Annotated in this window: 15 protein-coding genes and 2 riboswitches; of the genes, 2 read left to right on the forward strand and 13 right to left on the reverse strand. The window is 72.5% G+C overall.

Annotation, left to right across the window (positions count from 1 at the left end; translation table 11 throughout):
* The coding region (locus tag A5643_RS00005; RefSeq protein WP_066850973.1) for a substrate-binding domain-containing protein at nt 1-1,798 on the forward strand (1,798 nt) is incomplete at its 5' end.
* A gap of 35 nt (nt 1,799-1,833) precedes the next feature.
* On the opposite strand, the gene gcvP is transcribed toward A5643_RS00005, so the two are convergent.
* The 12 genes from gcvP to A5643_RS00065 all read right to left on the reverse strand — a co-directional run bounded on the left by gcvP (nt 1,834) and on the right by A5643_RS00065 (nt 14,783).
* Complete coding sequence (gene gcvP, locus A5643_RS00010; RefSeq protein ID WP_066850974.1) at nt 1,834-4,692, reverse strand: aminomethyl-transferring glycine dehydrogenase; 2,859 nt, start codon at nt 4,690-4,692, stop codon at nt 1,834-1,836.
* A gap of 37 nt (nt 4,693-4,729) precedes the next feature.
* A riboswitch (glycine riboswitch) is annotated at nt 4,730-4,838 on the reverse strand.
* Nucleotides 4,839-4,842: 4 nt separating this feature from the next.
* Nucleotides 4,843-4,928, reverse strand: a riboswitch (glycine riboswitch).
* 33 nt (nt 4,929-4,961) lie between these two features.
* Nucleotides 4,962-5,573, reverse strand: coding sequence for a MerR family transcriptional regulator (locus A5643_RS00015; protein WP_066850975.1), 612 nt, complete (start codon nt 5,571-5,573; stop codon nt 4,962-4,964).
* A gap of 218 nt (nt 5,574-5,791) precedes the next feature.
* Nucleotides 5,792-6,283 carry a bifunctional nuclease family protein gene (locus A5643_RS00020; protein ID WP_066850976.1) on the reverse strand — a complete coding sequence of 164 codons (492 nt, stop codon included), beginning with the start codon at nt 6,281-6,283 and terminating at the stop codon, nt 5,792-5,794.
* Between the two features lie 58 nt (nt 6,284-6,341).
* Nucleotides 6,342-7,064, reverse strand: coding sequence for a transcriptional regulator FtsR (ftsR, locus tag A5643_RS00025; protein WP_066850977.1), 723 nt, complete (start codon nt 7,062-7,064; stop codon nt 6,342-6,344).
* Nucleotides 7,065-7,535 carry a glycogen accumulation regulator GarA gene (gene garA, locus A5643_RS00030; RefSeq protein ID WP_066851019.1) on the reverse strand — a complete coding sequence of 157 codons (471 nt, stop codon included), beginning with the start codon at nt 7,533-7,535 and terminating at the stop codon, nt 7,065-7,067.
* A gap of 196 nt (nt 7,536-7,731) precedes the next feature.
* Nucleotides 7,732-8,136 (reverse strand): glycine cleavage system protein GcvH, encoded by a 405-nt coding sequence (gene gcvH, locus A5643_RS00035; RefSeq protein ID WP_066850978.1) that lies wholly within the window; start codon nt 8,134-8,136, stop codon nt 7,732-7,734.
* A gap of 23 nt (nt 8,137-8,159) precedes the next feature.
* The gene (locus A5643_RS00040; protein WP_066850979.1) at nt 8,160-8,918 is read right to left on the reverse strand and encodes a DUF881 domain-containing protein; all 759 of its coding nucleotides are present in this window, start codon (nt 8,916-8,918) and stop codon (nt 8,160-8,162) included.
* Between the two features lie 7 nt (nt 8,919-8,925).
* A complete protein-coding gene (locus A5643_RS00045) occupies nt 8,926-9,258 on the reverse strand; it encodes a small basic family protein (RefSeq protein ID WP_066850980.1) in 333 nt (110 codons plus the stop codon).
* Nucleotides 9,259-9,300: 42 nt separating this feature from the next.
* Nucleotides 9,301-10,200, reverse strand: a complete 900-nt coding sequence (locus A5643_RS00050) for a DUF881 domain-containing protein (protein WP_066850981.1) — start codon at nt 10,198-10,200, stop codon at nt 9,301-9,303.
* On the reverse strand, nt 10,193-10,780 hold the full coding sequence (locus A5643_RS00055; protein WP_066850982.1) for a CDP-alcohol phosphatidyltransferase family protein: 588 nt from the start codon (nt 10,778-10,780) through the stop codon (nt 10,193-10,195). Before A5643_RS00055 ends, A5643_RS00050 begins: the two co-directional genes overlap by 8 nt.
* Nucleotides 10,781-10,791: 11 nt before the next feature.
* On the reverse strand, nt 10,792-13,113 hold the full coding sequence (gene secA2 / locus A5643_RS00060; protein ID WP_066850983.1) for an accessory Sec system translocase SecA2: 2,322 nt from the start codon (nt 13,111-13,113) through the stop codon (nt 10,792-10,794).
* Nucleotides 13,114-13,163: 50 nt separating this feature from the next.
* Complete coding sequence (locus A5643_RS00065; protein WP_066850984.1) at nt 13,164-14,783, reverse strand: acetolactate synthase; 1,620 nt, start codon at nt 14,781-14,783, stop codon at nt 13,164-13,166.
* 99 nt (nt 14,784-14,882) lie between these two features.
* Between A5643_RS00065 and A5643_RS00070 the strand changes: the two genes are divergently transcribed.
* Nucleotides 14,883-16,796, forward strand: coding sequence for an ABC transporter ATP-binding protein/permease (locus tag A5643_RS00070; protein WP_066850985.1), 1,914 nt, complete (start codon nt 14,883-14,885; stop codon nt 16,794-16,796).
* Between the two features lie 6 nt (nt 16,797-16,802).
* Here the strand turns inward: A5643_RS00070 and A5643_RS00075 are convergent, their stop codons facing one another.
* Nucleotides 16,803-17,603: a crotonase/enoyl-CoA hydratase family protein gene (locus A5643_RS00075; protein WP_066850986.1), complete on the reverse strand. Its 801-nt coding sequence runs from the start codon at nt 17,601-17,603 to the stop codon at nt 16,803-16,805.
* Between the last annotated feature and the right edge of the window lies 1 nt (nt 17,604).

Below are 17,604 nucleotides of genomic sequence, written 5' to 3' on the forward strand. Positions count from 1 at the left end.
CCCCGGCGCGCCGGGACGGCGCGGATCGGCCTCGCCGCGCGCCGCCGCGGCGGCCCGGCTGGCCCGCGGCCGGCGCCGCATCGGCGAATGGAGCGGCGGGCACCGCAGCGAGGGCGGCCGCCGCGGGGTCAGCGTCGGGGTGATCGCCGCGCTGATCACCGTGATCGTGGTGGTCGCCGCGGTCATCCTGTGGAAGTTCTTCGGCGCGGTGCTCGCCGACCGCTCCGGCACCGCCGCGGCCCGCTGCGTCGACGGCGACGCCACCATCGGGGTGGTCGCCGACCCGTCGGTCGCCGACCAGATCCGCGGCTTCGCCGAGGAATTCAGCGGCTCCGGACGCCAGGTCGGCGACCGCTGCGTCACCGTGAACGTCGAATCGGCCGCCTCCGACGCGGTGATCAACGGGTTCATCGGCGGCTGGCCGGGTGATCTCGGGGAGCGGCCCGCCCTGTGGATCCCGGCCAGTTCGATCTCGGCGGCCCGGCTCAGCGCCGCCGTCGGCGCCGAGACGATCAGCGACAGCCGCTCGCTGGCGGTCTCGCCGGTGCTGCTGGCGATCCGCCCGGAGCTCAAACCCGCGCTCGCCGACCAGGACTGGGCGGCCCTGCCGCGGCTGCAGACCGCCCCCGACGCGTTGGACCGCACCCTGCCCGGCTGGGGCTCGCTGCGGCTGGCGCTGCCGGTGCGCGGCAACAGCGACGCCTCCTACCTGGCCGCCGAGGCGGTGGCCACCGCCGCCGCGCCGGCCGGGGAACCGGCCAGTGCGGGCACCGCGGCGGTGCGCACCCTGCTGGGCGCCCAACCGAAGCTGGCCGACGACTCGCTCACCGAGGCGATGAACGTGCTGCTGGACGCCGACGATCCGGCGGCCGCGCCGGTGCACGCGGTGGTCACCACCGAGCAGCAGGCCTTCGCCCGCGGCCAGGCCGGCACCGACCGCACCGGCACCCTGACCACCTGGCTGCCGCCGGGACCGGTCGCGGTGGCCGACTACCCCACCGTGCTGCTGGCCGGCAGCTGGCTGTCCAGCGAACAGGAGGCCGGGGCCAGCGAATTCGCCCGGTTCCTGCGCAAACCCGAACAGCTCGACCGGCTCGCCGAGGCCGGGTTCCGCGTGCCCGACACCGACCTGCCCGACAGCGACGTCACCGACTTCCCGGACCTGCCCGACACGCTGGCGGTCGGCGACGACTCTGCGCGCGCCACCATCGCCACCGTGCTCACCGCCCCGGCCAACGGCCCGGCGGTCACCGTGATGCTCGACGAGTCGATGAGCGAACAGGACGGCGCCAAGACCCGGCTGGCCAACGTCACCGCCGCCCTCGGCGCCGGGCTGCACGACCTGCCGCCGGACGCCACCGTGGGGCTGTGGCTCTTCGACGGGGTGGCGGGCCGCAGCGCGGTGGCGTCCGGGCCGCTGGAAACCCAGCTCGACACCCTCACCGCCCGGCTGGACGGGCTGAGCTCGCAATCCGGTGGCGCGGTGTCGTTCACCACGCTGCGGCTGGTCTACGACGCGGCGCTGGCCGACTACCGCGAGGGGCGCCCCAACTCGGTGCTGGTCATCACCACCGGTCCGCACACCGACCGGACCCTCGACGGGCCCGGCCTGCAGGACTACATCCGCGGTGCGGTGGACCCGGCGCGCCCGGTCGCGGTCAACGTGCTCGACCTCGGCGACGACTCCGACCGGGCCACCTGGGAGGCGGTCGCCCAGCTCAGCGGCGGCAGCTACCGGCACCTGGCCAGCTCCGACTCCCCGGAGCTGGCCACCGCGCTGGCCGCGCTGCTGGGCTGACCAACGCTCGGCTCAGCTGACCGCCGCCCGGCCGGTCAGCTGAACGCTTCGATCGGTGGGCAGGAGCAGACCAGGTTGCGGTCGCCGTAGGCGCCGTCGATGCGCCGCACCGGCGGCCACACCTTCGGCCGGTACTGCCGGCCCAGCGGATAGGCGGCCTGCTCGCGGGTGTAGGGGTGCGGCCACTCCTCGGCCACCAGGCACTCGGCGGTGTGCGGCGCCCCGCGCAGCGGGTTGTCGTCCACCGGCCACTCCCCCGACCCCACCCGGTCGATCTCGGCGCGGATCGCGATCATCGCCGCGCAGAACGCGTCCAGCTCGGCGAGGCTCTCGCTCTCGGTCGGCTCGACCATCAGTGTCCCGGCGACCGGGAAACTCATCGTCGGCGCGTGGAAACCGTAGTCCGCCAACCGTTTCGCGACATCGTCGACGGTGACGCCGGTCGCCTTGGTCAGCGGGCGCAGGTCCAGGATGCACTCGTGGGCCACCATGCCGTTGTTGCCGGTGTAGAGCACCGGGTAGTACTCGTCGAGCCGGCGGGCCAGGTAGTTGGCCGAGGCGATCGCGGTCAGCGAGGCCTTCCGCAGCCCGTCGGACCCCATCATCCGGATGTAGGCCCAGGTGATCGGCAGGATCGAGGCGGAGCCGAACGGCGCCGAGGACACCGCGGGCCCGCCGCCGAGCTCGTCGGCGTAGCGCCCGGCCGGGCCCAGCGGGTCGGCGGGCAGGAACTCCGCCAGGTGGGCGCGCACCGCCACCGGCCCCACCCCGGGCCCGCCCCCGCCGTGCGGGATGCAGAACGTCTTGTGCAGGTTGAGGTGGCTCACGTCGCCGCCGAAGCGGCCGGGCCGGGCCAGCCCGACCAGCGCGTTGAGGTTCGCCCCGTCGACGTAGACCTGGCCGCCGGCGTCGTGCACGGCCGCGCAGATCTCCTCGATGTCCTGCTCGTAGACGCCGTGGGTGGACGGGTAGGTGATCATCAGCGCGGCCAGCGACCCGGCGTGCTCGGCGATCTTGGCACGCAGGTCATCGAGGTCCACATCCCCGTTGTCGCGGCAGGCCACCACCACCACCCGCAACCCGGCCAGCGCGGCCGACGCCGCGTTGGTGCCGTGCGCGCTCGACGGGATGAGGCAGATGTCGCGGCGACCCTCCCCCCGCCCGGTCAGGTAGGCCTGGATGGCCAGCAGGCCGGCGTACTCGCCCTGCGAGCCGGCGTTGGGCTGCAGCGACACCGCGTCGTAGCCGGTCATCTGGGCCAGCCAGGTCGCCAGCTCGTCGATCAGCCGGCGCACCCCGGGGCTGTCGGCGGCCGGTGCGAACGGGTGCAGCCGGGCGAAGCCGGGCCAGGTGATCGGCTCCATCTCGGCGGCCGCGTTGAGTTTCATCGTGCAGGAGCCCAGCGGGATCATGCTGCGGTCCAACGCGATGTCCTTGTCGGCCAGCGTGCGCAGGTAGCGCATCATCGCGGTCTCGGTGCGGTAGTCGGTGAACGCCGGGTGGGTCAGGAACGGCGAGGTGCGCGCCACCGCCGCCAGCCGGTCGGCGGTGTCGGGTTCGGCCGGTTCGGCGCCGAAGGCGGCCAGCACCGCGGCGACGTGCGCGTCGGTGGTGGCCTCGTCGCAGGAGACCGAGACGTGGTCGGCGTCGACCCGCCACAGGTTGATGCCGTCGGCCTTGGCGGCGGCGACCACCGCGTCGGCCCGCCCGGGCACCCGGGCGAGCACCGTGTCGAAGAAGGCGTCGTGCACCACCGCGTCGCCGAGCCCGGCGGCCAGCGCCGCGGCGTGGCGGTGCACCCGCCGGGCGATCGCGGTGAGGCCGTCGGCGCCGTGGTAGCTGGCGTACATGGCCGCCACCACCGCCAGCAGCGCCTGCGCGGTGCAGATGTTGGAGGTGGCCCGGTCGCGGCGGATGTGCTGTTCGCGGGTCTGCAGCGACAACCGGTAGGCCGGGGTCCCGTCGGCGTCGACCGACACCCCCACCAGCCGGCCGGGCAACTGCCGGGCGTGGACCTGGTTGACCGCCAGGTAGCCGGCGTGCGGCCCGCCGAAGCCCATCGGCACCCCGAACCGCTGCGCGCTGCCGAACACCACGTCGGCGCCGAGCTCGCCGGGCGGGGTGATCAGCGTCAACGCCAGCAGGTCGGCGCCGACGGCGACCAGCGCCCCGCGCTCGTGCGCCGCCCCGATCAGTGACGACCAGTCGGTGACCCGGCCGCTGGCGCCGGGCAGCTGCACGATCACGCCGAAGAACTCGCCGTCGGGCAGCCCGTCACGCAGGTCGGCGGGCACGATCTCGATGCCCAGCGGGGCGGCGCGGGTCGCCAGCACCGTGCGGCTGTGGGCGAACAGGTCGGTGTCGACCACCAGGCGGTTGGTGTCCCCGCGCACCGCCCGGTGCATCAGGGTCATCGCCTCCGCGGCGGCGGTGGCCTCGTCGAGCATCGAGGCGTTGGCGATCTCGCACCCGGTCAGGTCGGCGACCATGGTCTGGAAGTTCAGCAGCGCCTCCAGCCGGCCCTGGCTGATCTCCGGTTGATACGGGGTGTAGGAGGTGTACCAGCCGGGGTTCTCCACGATGTTGCGGCGCAGCACCGGCGGGGTCAGCGTGTCGTAGTAGCCCTGCCCGATCATCGAGACCGCGACGGTGTTGGCGTCGGCCATCGCCGCCAGCTCGGCCAGCGCCTGCTCCTCGGTGGCCGCGGCGGGCAGCGCCTCCAGTCCGGGGGCGACCGGGCCGGCCGCGGTGTCGGTGAGCGGGTCGAGGATGCCGGCGGGCACGGCCAGGGCGGCCAGCTCCTCCAGCGAGTCCACGCCGATCACCTCGAGCATGGTGGCGAGGGCGGCGCGGTCGGGGCCGATGTGGCGGTCAGCGAAACGGAATTCGGTCAAGGCGGACTCTCCTGGGGTGGCAACCGGCGGTGGCGGGCCCTCTCCCTCTGTCCTCACCCGGGACCGGGCGCCTGAGAGATTCGGCGGGCAACGCCTTTCCCCATCGGCGGGCGGCCCGGGGGCCGCCACTTTCCAGAGGCATCGGGGCCGGCCGCGGTCCGGGGGCCTGAGAGGTTGACGGAGAGGTGTTGCTCCTTCGGCGTCCGTGGCTGGCGGCCACGGAACTCTCCCGCGTCGGCGCGATGCACGCCCAGCCTACCGAAGTGGGTTCAGCCGATCTTGCGGTCCCGGTTGCGCCGCCGGGAGGCCAGTTCGTCCTCGGGTGCGGCGATCGCCTCGCCGTCGGTGGCGCGTTCGCCCGGGAAGTCGGCGATCGCCCCGGTCAGTTCCCGCATCGCCCCGGCCACCGCGATGCCGAACACCCCCTGGCCGCCCTGCAGCAGGTCGACGACCTCCTCGGCGGAGGTGCACTCGTAGACCGTGGTGCCGTCGGAGAACAACGTGATGTTGGCCAGGTCGGACACGCCGCGCTGGCGCAGGTGGTCCACGGCGACCCGGATGTTGTGCAGCGAGATGCCGGTGTCGAGCAGCCGCTTGACGATCTTGAGGACCAGGATGTCCTTGAACGAGTACAGCCGCTGGCTGCCGGAGCCGGCGGCGCTGCGGATCGAGGGCACCACCAGCGAGGTGCGCGCCCAGTAGTCCAGCTGGCGGTAGGTGATGCCGGCGATCTGGCAGGCGCTGGGCCCGCGGTAGCCGATCAGCTCGTCGGGGATGGAGTCGTCGGGGAACAGTCCGCCCTGCACCGGGGCGCCCACGTCGGAACGATCAGCGAGGTGATCAGCAAGGTTGAGTTGTTCTTGACGTGGCTGTTCACCCACGGTGTGTCCTCTCGCTGATCACGCTCGGTCGCCGACCGGCGTCCTGCTCAAGTGCCTGTGAGCATACGCTTTTCGGCGGGCTGTCCGCTTGTCGTCGCTATGAAAGTATGGCCGCTGGACGCTGCGATCCCCGCTTTCCTCCGGGCGTGTCGCCGGTCCCGCCGCAGTTGAGACGCATCCGTGATGTTGGTGTCTCCGCCGGGAGTCTACCGGGGCTCTCAGGTGGCCTTGAAGTCGTCGGGCGAGACGCTGTCGAGGAATTCCTTGAACTTCTCCACCTCGTCCTCGCGCACCCCGCCCTCGGCCTCGGAGTCGTCGTCGGGGATCAGCAGGCCGGCCTCGTCGAGCACCGCCTCCTCCACGAAGATCGGCACCCCGGTGCGCAGCGCGATCGCCACCGAGTCCGACGGGCGGGCGGAGACCACCACGTCGTCGTCGAAGACCAGGTCGGCGTAGAACGTGCCCTCCTGCAGGTCGACGATGCGGACCTCGCGCAGGGAGTGGCCAAGGGCGACAAGCAGATCCCGGATCAGATCGTGGGTGAGCGGGCGGGCCGGCTCGACCCCCTGCTGCTCCAGGGCGATCGCCGCGGCCTCGGCCTGCCCGATCCAGATCGGCAGGTACCGATCCCCGCTGGCCTCCCGCAGCAACAGCACCGGCTGATTCTGGGGCTGCTCGACACGAATGCCGACGACGTGCACCTCACCCATCTGCGTCTGCCCTCCGCCCCTGTCGCGGTATCCAACTCGCTCCCCGGAAGTCTAGTCCTCAGGGGTGCAGCACGTCGCGTACCGCCGATTTGACCAGCGCCGTGTGCAACGTGATCGACAGCGCCGCCACCTCCCGGGCCAGCTCGTCGGCGCGGTCGCGGGCCCCGGCGGTGCCCGCCTTGACCATCGGTCCGGCGATCTGGGCGATCAGGTCGGACTGCCGGTCGGCCGCCGACCGGAACGCCCGCAGGTGCCGCGGCTCCACCCCGTAGTCGGCCAGCGCCCGCGCGCACTGCAAGATCGCCACCGCGTGCTCGTCGAAGAACCCCGCCGCCCCGGTGGTGATCACCCCGGCGTCCAGCAGCGAATCCAACAGGGCGGCATCGACGCCGGCGCGTTCGAGCAGGGTCTCGCGGCTCAACCGGGCCTGGGTGGGGGCCACCGCCGCGGGTGCGGTCTCCCCCGCCGCGACCAGCCGCGGACCGCCGTAGGGTGCCGCCGACGGCGGCAGCTGCCCGTCGGGTTGGGCGTCGAGCTGCGCCTTGATCACCTTCAGCGGCAGGTACTGGTCGCGCTGGGCGGCCAGGATGAACCGCAGCCGGGCGCAGTCGTAGGCGGTGAACCGCCGGTAGCCCGCCGCGGTGCGCGCCGGGGTGACCAGGCCTTCGGCCTCGAGGAACCGGATCTTGGAGATCGTGACGTCGGGGAACTCCGGACGCAGTTCCGCCAGCACCGACCCGATCGACATTCCGGCCGGCGCGGGCGACTCCGGTGCGGTCATCTAGCTGCCGGATTCCCCGCTGTCGTCGCTTTTGGGGCCGGTGAGGAACACCAGGCGGAACTTGCCGATCTGGACCTCATCGCCGTTGGAGAGCACCGCGGAGTCCACCGGCTCGCGGTTGACGTAGGTGCCGTTGAGGCTGCCGACGTCGACGACCTGGAACTCCTCGCCCTCCAGCCGGAACTCGGCGTGCCGGCGGCTGACGGTGACGTCGTCGAGGAAGATGTCGCTGTCGGGGTGCCGGCCCGAGGACGTGACCTGCTGGTCGAGCAGGAACCGCGACCCGGCGTTGGGGCCGCGCTTGACCACCAGCAGCGCCGAACCGGCCGGCAGCCCCTCGACCCCCGAGACGGCGCTGTCGGAGCCGACCTGCGCGGGGGCGTCGAGCTCGCTGAGGAAATCGGCACGGAACACCGAGGTCGTCTCCGCGGTGACGTCGTCGGAGTCCTGATTGCTGTCGTTCTCCGTCACCCGCTCCTCCTTCGTGGCTGCCTTCGCGCGCACGGCGCAGCGGAATCCCGCCGCTGGCGCCGCTGTGTTGACCGTACCGCGCCGCGGCCGACAATGGTGCCGGCACGGCCGGATCGGCGGCCACCCGATGTGGCCGTCGACGCGTCGCACCGTTGCGACACCCGCGCCGGGGCGGGCGAGTCAAACCCTAACAGTGTCACTGCTCGACGCTGGCCCGGTAGCCGTCGGCGTCGAGCAGCCCGCCGAGCGCCTGCTCGAGGGCGTCGGCGTCGGCCTGCAGGTCCACCAGCCAGCCCGCGCCGTAGGGGTCGGAGTTGACCAGCTGCGGGCTGCCGGTCAGATCCTCGTTGACCGCAACCACTTTCGCCGACACCGGCGCGAACAGATCCGACACCGACTTGGTCGACTCCACCTCGCCGAAGGACTCCCCGGCGGTGACGGCGTCGCCGACCGCCGGCAACTGGACGAAAACCACGTCGCCGAGCGCGGACTGCGCGAAGTCGGTGATGCCCACCCGCACGGTGTCCGCGCCGGTGCGGCGCACCCACTCGTGGTCGGTGGAGTACTGCAGATCGGTCGGGACGTCGCTGGCAGAGCTCACGGTGTTCCTGTTCTGTGTCGGGGTTACTTCACGGGCTGAGCGTATTGGCGCTGTTTCGGTTGCCGCAAGGCGGTCACCTCCAGGTAGTCCTGCTGCTGCATCGACATCGTGCCGCCCACCACCTCGATGCTGTCGGTCGCGCCGCCGGGGATGTTCATCGCCGCCGCCAGCGTCGGCGGATCCCCGATCGCCACAACCGAATACGGCGGGTTGAGGGTCTTGTCGTCGACGACCAGCGCGCCGGGCACCCCGACCACCCAGGTGTCGACGCCGACGCGCACCGCCTGCCGTTCGTCGCTGATCTGCATCGCCTCGGCGCCGGCGGCGCGCAGTTCGTTGATCACGTCCAACACGGTCTCCGGGGTCACCCCGGGGCCGGGGTCCTCGATGGTGATGGTCACCCCCGGGCCGGTGGCGGCGACCGTGCCGATCAGGATCGACAGCGCCGCCAGCCGCGACTGGGCCGCTTCGATCGCGGCCTGGTCGCCGCTGCCCGCCGCCTGCAGCGCGGTCAGGGTGCGCTGCAGGTCGGCCACCTCGGTGTTCAGCGCCGCCTCGCGCTGGCGCAGCGAATCCAGCAGCACCAGCAGATCGGCGGGCCGGGCGGTGTCGAGGGCGTCGCCGGTGTCGGTCTGGCGGACCTGGGTGGCGATCGCCACCCCGAGCATCACGCACAGCAGCACCGCCAGCGTCGCGAACACCGGCTGTCGGCGCCGACCGGCCGCGGCCGGCCCGGTGTCGTCGGGCAGTTCGTGGCGGCCGTGCTCGGTGGTGTCGCTCATCGCCTGCTCACGCCCCGAACAGCCGGCGCCGCAGCGCCGCGGCGTTGCCGAAGATGCGGATCCCGAGGACCACGATGATCGCGGTGGACAGTTGGGTGCCGACCCCGAGCTGGTCGCCGACGTAGACGATCAGCGCCGCGACCAACACGTTGAACACGAACGACACCACGAAGACCTTCGGGTCGAAGATCTGCTCGAGGTAGGCGCGCAGGCCGCCGAACACGGCGTCGAGGGCGGCGACCACCGCGATCGGCAGGTACGGCTGGACGGCCTCGGGCACCGAGGGCTGGAACACCAGGCCCAGCACGATGCCGAGGACAAGGGCGGCGATGCCGATCATGGGCGTCGGGGTCTCCTCTACTGGTTCGTGCGGCGGTGCCGGTCAGGGGCCGGCGGGGTGGGCGAAGGTCACGTCGCGGTTGGTGCCTGCGGGCAGGACCAGACCGTCCCCGGCGGAGACGGTGACCCCCACACCATAGGAGGCTTCCAGCAGCCGCAACCGGTACAGCCCCGGCGTGCGGTCGAAGGCGCTTTGCATCTCCCGCGGCCCGATCGCCAGGATCGTGTAGGGGCTGGCGATCGGGGTGTTGTCCACCAGGATCGCCCCGCCGGCCTGCCGGATGGTCACGTTGGGTCCCATCCGCACGCCGTCGACGGCGATCGCCTCGGCCCCGGCCGACCACAGCGAGTTGACCACCAGCTGCAGGTCGCGGTCCAAGATGATCTGGCGGCTGCCGGCCACCCGCTGCTTGGAGACGTCGGTGAGGTTCTTGCCGACGCCGGGGTCGGTGACCGTCACCGTCAGCCCGGGGCCGATCACCGCGCTGTCGGCGGCCGACAGCGCCAGCGCGTCGAGCCCGGCGAGCAGCCGCCTGCCCTCGGTGTCGTTGCGCAGCTGGCGCCGCTGCCGGTCGTTGACCTCGCTGGCCAGCGCGTCGCGGTCGGCGGCCAGCCCGTCGGTGGACGCCCGGGCGCCGCGCACGTTGTCGGCCAGCACCCGCTGCGCGGCGGTCATGCTGGGCGCGGTGGTGCGGGCCTGGGCGATCGCGGCGGCGAACACCACCGCGATCAGCAGCGCGGCCGCCGCCCGCCACGCCCACCGGGCGGCCGGGCGGTCGGGTTCGCCGTGCCGGCGGGCCGCGGCGGCCGCGTAGCCCGGGTCGAGGTGCTCCGACAGCAGCGAGCGCAGCAACGACGGCACCGGGAAGCGGGTGGCCCGGGTGGCGTCGTGGGCGCCGCCGACCGGGTCGTAGCCGCTGAGGGCGAAGAACGGTTCACTCATCGGCGACCCTGGGCAGCCGCCGCAGCGCCAGCACCGTCTGCGCCGCGTACAGCACGAACGTCCACAGGTACATGCCCAGGCCCCAGATCAGAAACGCCCAGCCGCAGGCCAGCACCACCCGGCCCCACAGCGCGTCGGACTGGCCGAGCAGGATCAGCGGGAACGCCGACATCAGCGCGAACGTGGCCGCCTTGCCCAGGTAGAGCACCGGCAGCGCGGTCACCCCGCGGGTGCGCAGCGCCGGCAGCGCGGCGGCCAGCAGCCCGTCGCGGGCCAGCAGCACCGCGATGATCCACCACGGCAGCAGCCCGTGCAGCCCGAACAGGATCGGCACCAGCACCATGTAGAGCCGGTCCACGGCGGGGTCGAGCAGCTCCCCGAGCCGCGAGTACTGGTCGAGCAGCCGGGCCAGTTTGCCGTCCAGCCAGTCGGTGGCCCCGCTGACCATCAGCACCACCGCGGCGGCGATCTCGGCGTGGGCCACCAGCAGCAGGTAGCCGAAGACCACGATCAGCACCAGCCGCACCCCGCTGAGCGCGTTGGGCACCGTGAGCACCCGATCCTGCGCGACCGGCTCCATAGGCAGCGACCCTAGCGGAACACCCCGGGCAGGCTCAGCGCGGCGAGCGTGTCGTCGGCCAGCGGGTTGTCGTGCACCATGTAGGTCCACGTCGAGGTGGGCCGGGCCAGCTTGGACAGGTCGATGCCGGGCTCCTCCTCGATCGCCGAGGACGTCTCGAACGTCTGCTGGGCCGCCTCGATCGCGTCGGCGGCCAGTGAGGTGAACGCGTCGACGGCCATCCGGTGGAACTCGTCGAGCGGGTTCTGCCGGCCCAGCGCCCGCAGGTGGATGCTCTCCCGGATGTCGGCCAGATAGGCCAGGTGGTCGGCCCAGCCCCGGTCCAGGTGGTAGAGCATGATCAGCCGGCAGATCCGGGTGAGCTGCTCCTCGGAGAGCCGCTCGGTGAGCTCCTCGTAGCGTTCGGGGGCCAGGTCGGCCAGCTCGGTGCGGGCGGTGTCGGTGGACAGCAGCGTGTTGCGCCGCGCCACGATGATGGCCCGCTGCTGGGCGGTGAGCTGGTTGTAGCGCCAGGTGTTGGCGTGCACGTCGAGCAGCCGGCCCTCGGCCACCCGCTGGGCGTGGTCGAGCATCGCGGCGGCCTTCTTGCCGACGATGCGGCCGTCCTCGTCGGTCTCCATCGGCAGCTTCGCCGGCTCCAGGTGGTCGGTGACCACGTCGTCCTCCCAGGACGCGAAGAACACCGACGAGCCGGGGTCGCCCTGGCGGCCGGCCCGGCCGCGCAGCTGGTTGTCCAGCCGCTCGGTGCGGTGCCGCCCGGTGCCCACCACGTGCAGCCCGCCCAGCTCGGCCACCGCGTCGTGGTCGGCCTCGTCGGAACCGCCCAGCCGGATGTCGGTGCCGCGGCCGGCCATCTGGGTCGACACCGTCACCCGGCCCAGCTTGCCGGCCTCGGCGATGATCGCGGCCTCCTCGGCGTCGTTCTTGGCGTTGAGCACCACCGCGGGCACCCCGGCCCGGACCAGCCGCTCGTGCAGCTCCTCCGACTCGGCGACGTCGTGGGTGCCGATCAGCACCGGCTGGCCGGTGGCGTGCACCTCCTTGATGTGCTCGAGGATCGCGTCGTGTTTGGCGGCGGCGGTGATGTACACCCGGTCCGATTCGTCCTCGCGGACGGTCGGGGTGTTCGGCGGGATCGGGGAGACGCCTAGCGAGTAGAACTGCCGCAGCTGCTCCCCGGCGGCCAGCGCGGTGCCGGTCATCCCGCACACGGTCGGATACCGGTTGATCAGCGCCTGCACCGTGATGGTGTCGAGCACCTCCCCGGTCTCGGTGGTCTCGATGCCCTCCTTGGCCTCCACGGCGGCCTGCAGGCCGTCCGGCCAGCGCTGCAACTGCGCGATCCGCCCACGCGAGGAGTTGATCAGCTGCACCTTGCCGTCCCGGACGATGTAGTGCACGTCGCGCTGCAGCAGCACATGGGCGTGCAGGGCCACGTTGACCTCGGTCAGGGTGCTGCCGACGTGCTCCTCGGAGTACAGGTCGATGCCGCCGAGCTTGGCCTCCAGCTTGCGGGCGCCGATATCGGTGAGGTGCACGTTGCGGTGGTCGGTGTCGGCGGCGTAGTCGACGCCGGGCTGGAGCCGGCCCACCCAGCGGATGATCTCGGCGCGGGGGGTCTCCTTGTGGGTGGTGCCGGCCAGCACCAGCGGCACCAGCGCCTCGTCGACCAGCACCGAGTCGGCCTCGTCGATGAGTGCCACGTCCGGTTTGGGTGAGACCAGGTCGTCGATGTCGGTGACCAGCTGGTCGCGCAGCAGGTCGAAGCCGACCTCGTTGACCGAGGCGTAGGTGATGTCGCGGCGGTAGGCCGCGCGGCGCTGCTCGGCGGTGGACTCGGCGTCGACCCAGCCCACGGTCAGCCCCATCGCCTCCAGCAGCGGGCCCATCCATTCGGCGTCGCGGCGGGCCAGGTAGTCGTTGATGGTGATGATGTGCACCCGGCGGCCGGCCAGCGCGTAGCCGGCGGCGGCGATCGCCCCGGACAGGGTCTTGCCCTCCCCGGTGGCCATCTCGACGACGTCGCCGGCGAGCATCCGCAGCGCCCCGAGCAGCTGCACGTCGAACGGGCGCAGCCCGGTGGCGCGTTCGGCGGCCTCCCGCGCGATCGCCAGGAACTGCGGGATGTCGTCGGAGTCGGCGAGATCCTTCAGGTTGAGCAGCGTCGCCGCCTTGGTGAGCTTCTCGTCGTCGAGGCCGGCGGCCTTGGCGTCGTAGTCGGCGGAGGCGCGCACCTGGCTCAGCGAATGGGACTGGTCCTTCTCGGTGGTCGCGCCGAGGAGCTTCCAGAACTTGCCGCTCAGCCGGCCGGTCTTGGTACTGGTTTTGGCCACCCGCTTACCGTACGCGGCGCGCCGAGCCGGGGTGCGCCCAGACGCGCTGCTCATCCCAGGTTGGACCGGCGCGGATAGGCCACCGCCGGGTCGGTGAGCACGTTGACCACCGCGGGCAGGCCGGCGGCGAACGCCCGCTGCAGCGCCGGCCGCAGCTCGGCGGGGCGGCGCACCAGCTCGCCGTGCCCGCCGAGCGCTTCGACCACCGTGTCGTAGCGGGTGCCCGGGCGCAGCTCGGCGACCACCGAGTAGCCGTAGAGCGCCTCCATCGGGTGCTTCTCCAGCCCCCAGATGCCGTTGTTGCCGAGCACCGCGACCACCTGCACGCCGTGGCGCACCAGGGTGTCCCATTCCATGCCGGAGAAACCGAACGCCCCGTCGCCCTGCAGCAGCACCACCTGCCGGTTTGGCCGGGCCAGTTTGGCGGCCAGCGCGTAGCCCGGCCCCGACCCCAGGCAGCCGAACGGGCCGCTGTCCAGCCAGGCGCCGGGCACCTGGCTGTCGATCAGCCGGCCGGCGTAGGAGCCGAAGTCACCGCCGTCGATGACGACGATCGCGTCGCGGTCCAGCAGCGGCGCCAGCTCGGCGTAGACCCGCATCGGGTGCAGCGGGGCCCGCTCGTCGGTCAGCTCGGCGCGCTCGGATTCCCGTGCCGCGGTTTCGGTTTCGCGCAGGGCGCCCGGCCAGTCCCGCGGCGCGGTGGCGCCGTCGGCGAGGGCGGTCAGTGTGGCCGGCAGGTCGCCGTAGAGGCCCGCGGCGACGGCGCGCGGCGGCGGCCGGTCGCCTTCGACCCGGTCGATGACGATCAGGGCGGTGTCGGCGCCGAACACCGCCCCGAACCCCAGCCGGAAATCCATCGGCACCCCGACCACCAGCGCCACGTCGGCCTCGGCCAGCGCCGTGGCCCGGGCCCGGGAGAACGCCAACGCGTGGTCGGCGGGCAGCACGCCGCGGGCCATGCCGTTGGCCAGCATCGGGATGCCGCGCCGCTCGGCCAGTTCCCGCAGCGCGCCCTCGGCATGTCCCCACCACACGTTGGTGCCGGCCATGATCACCGGGCGGCGCGCCCCGGCCAGCAGCTCCACCGCGCGCTGCAGCGCCGCGCCGTCGGGCTCGGGAGCGGCGGCCGGTGCGCTCAGCGCGCCCGGCCCGCCCGGGTCGGCGGCCTCCCCGAAGGCGTAATCGAGCGGGATGTCGAGGAAGCTCACCCCCGACGGCGGGCCCAGCGTCGCGCGCAGCGCGGTGTCGACGAGGCCGGGTACCGCCGCGCTGGAGTCCGCGGTGGCGGTGAAGCGGGCCAGCGGCGCCACGATCGGGACGTGGTCGATCTCCTGCAGCGAGCCCATCCCCCAGCGCCCGGCCGGGGCGCGCCCGCCGAGCACCAGCAGCGGGGAGCCGTTCTGGTCGGCCGCGGCGATCGCGCTCATCCCGTTGGTGACGCCGGGTCCGGCGGTCAGCGCGGCCACGCCGGGGTCGCGGGTGACCTTCGCCCAGCCCTCGGCGGCGAACGCGGCGGTCTGCTCGTGGCGGGTGTCGATCAGCCGGATGTCCTCGGCGCGGCAGCCGTCGTAGAAGGAGAACAGGTGGCCGCCGGAGAGGGTGAACACGGTGTCCAGGCCGGCGGCGCGCAGCCGGCGGGCGGCCAGCCGGCCGGCGTGCAGGGTATCCATCCGGGCAGCGTAGCCAGCCGCCGCGCAGCCGCGGGGCAGGTCGGCGGAGTAGCTTCTCGAGGTCACCCCGTTTGCCCCCGGTCGTGAGGAGATGTCCCGGTGGAACCGTTCAAACCGTCGATCGACTGGGGTCACGCCCTCCCGGATTCGCTGGCGTGGGTGGCGATGGCCTGGGGCATCACGGCGGTGTGTCTGCTGCTGGTGCTGGCGGGGCTGCGGACCTTCACCGGGTGGGGCCGGCAGTTCTGGCGGATCACCGGGGACTACTTCACCGGCCCGGGCAGCGTGGCGGTGTGGGCGAAGTTCGGGGTGCTGCTGCTGTCGGTGATCGTGGCGGTGCGGCTCAACGTGCTGTTCAGTTACCAGGGCAAGGACCTGTACTCCTCGCTGCAGACCGCGTTCGCCGCGGGCGGCGCCCACGACGACGCGGTCCGCCAGTCCGGCATCGACGGGTTCTGGCTGTCGATCACGGTGTTCAGCGTGATGGCGGTGCTGCACATCGCCCGGTTCATGCTCGACGTGTACCTGACCCAGCGGTTCATCGTCGCCTGGCGGGTGTGGCTGACCGACCGGCTGACCGCCAACTGGCTCGACGGGCGGGCCTACTACCGCAGCCGGTTCATCGACGCCAGCATCGACAACCCCGACCAGCGCATCCAGCAGGACATCGACGTGTTCACCGCCGGCATGGGCGCGATGCCCAACCAGCCGGCCAAGGGCACCGGCAACACCCTGTTGCTGGGCGCGGTCCAGTCGATCGTGTCGGTGGTCTCGTTCGCCGCGATCCTGTGGAACCTCTCGGGCACCCTGACGGTGGGCCCGATCGGGGTGCCGCGGGCGATGTTCTGGGTGGTGTTCGCCTATGTGCTGATCGCGTCGGTGGTCGCGTTCTGGATCGGCCGGCCGCTGATCCGGCTCAGCTTCCGCAACGAGTTGACCAACGCCGCGTTCCGCTACGCGCTGGTGCGGGTGCGCGACGCCGCCGAAGCGGTCGGCTTCTACCGCGGTGAGCGCGCCGAACGCAAGCAGTTGCGCGCCTACTTCACCCCGATCATCGACAACTACCTGCGGTATGTGAACCGCACCGTGGGCTGGTTCGGCTGGAACGTGTCGATGAGTCAGGCGATCGTGCCGCTGCCGTGGGTGATCCAGGCGCCGCGGCTGTTCTCCGGCCAGATCATGCTCGGCGACGTCGGCCAGACCGCCACGGCGTTCGGCAACATCCACGACTCGCTGTCGTTCTTCCGCAACGCCTACGACGACTTCGCCGGCTACCGGGCGGCCATCATCCGGCTCAACGGGCTGATCGACGCCGACGAGCGGGCCCGCGACCTGCCCGAGATCGCCACCGCCCCCACCACCGACGGCTCGATCGCCTTAGCCGGCGTCGAGGTGCGCAACCCGGCCGGCGACCCGCTGATCGACCGGCTGGATCTGCGGCTGGCCAGCGGCGAGGCGCTGGTGATCACCGGGCCGTCGGGCAGCGGCAAGACCACGCTGCTGCGCAGCCTGGCCCAGCTGTGGCCGTACGCCGCCGGGACGTTCTTTCGGCCCGGCGGCGAGGACGAGACCATGTTCTTGTCCCAGCTGCCCTATGTGCCGCTGGGCGATCTGCGGGCGGTGGTGAGCTACCCGCGCTCGGCGGGCGACGTCGGTGACGACGAGCTCGCCGCGGTGTTGGAGGCGGTGGCGCTGCCGCAGCTGGTGGCCCGGCTCGACGAGACCGCCGATTGGGTCAAGGTGCTCTCCCCCGGCGAGCAGCAGCGGGTCGCCTTCGCCCGGGTGCTGTTGACCCGGCCCAAGGCGGTGTTCCTCGACGAGGCCAGCTCCGCGCTCGACGAGGGCCTGGAGTACACGCTCTACCGGCTGCTGCGCACCCGGCTGCCGGAGACCGTGGTGGTCAGCGTCAGCCATCGCGGCACCGTCGAGCAGCATCACGATCGTCAGCTGGAGTTGCTCGGCGGCGGCGCGTGGCGCCTCGGGGACGTCGAGGAGCCGGCCGCGACGGTGTAGCGGCGCTCAGCGCACCCGCCGGTCGACGAAGCGCGGCGCCTCCCTGGCGAAGTTGGCGGCGCGCGCGATGCGGTGGTTGACCCCGCGCAACAGGCGCAGCTGGGACACGGTCTCGGTCCAGAACGCCCGGCGCGGCGAGGTGGTCCAGGTGTCCTGCAGCAGCCGTTTGGTCAACGCCAGCGCGTCCGGGGAGCGGGTCAGCAGTTGGGCGGCAAGGGCTTCGGCGTCCGAGTGGGGGTCGGCCGAGACCCCGGTGACCAGTCCGTAGCCGTGCGCGGTGCGCCCGTCGATGATCTCGGCGGTCATCGTCAGCCGTTTGGCGACGTCCATTCCGACCAGCTCGCGCAGGGTGACGGTGCCGGTCATGTCGGGCACCAGGCCCCACTTGCCTTCCATCACCGACAGTTCGCAGTCCGGCGTGGCGAACCGGAAGTCGGCGGCCAGCGCGAGTTGCAGCCCGCCGCCGAAGCAGTGGCCGTGCAGCACCGCGATCACCGGCACCGGCAGCTGACGCCAGGCCCAGCAGGCCCGCTGGAACAGGTTCGTGGTCTGGCCCGGGAGTTTCAGGCCGGCCAGCAGGAACTTGGCCGGTGTGGCCCCGACGGAGGCGAAGTCCAGCCCGGCGCAGAACGCGTTGCCCGCCCCGGTGAGGATCACCACCCGCACCGAGCGGTCGGCGGCCACCTGTTTCGCGGTGGCCACCAGCGCCGAAAGCATCGGCAGGTCCAGGCCGTTGTACTTCGCGGCGCGGTTGAGGGTCACCTGCGCGACGCCGTCGCGCACCGCCAGCACGACTCGATCGGTCATG

The organism is Mycobacterium sp. 1274756.6 (genome assembly GCF_001668625.1).
Lineage (GTDB): Bacteria > Actinomycetota > Actinomycetes > Mycobacteriales > Mycobacteriaceae > Mycobacterium.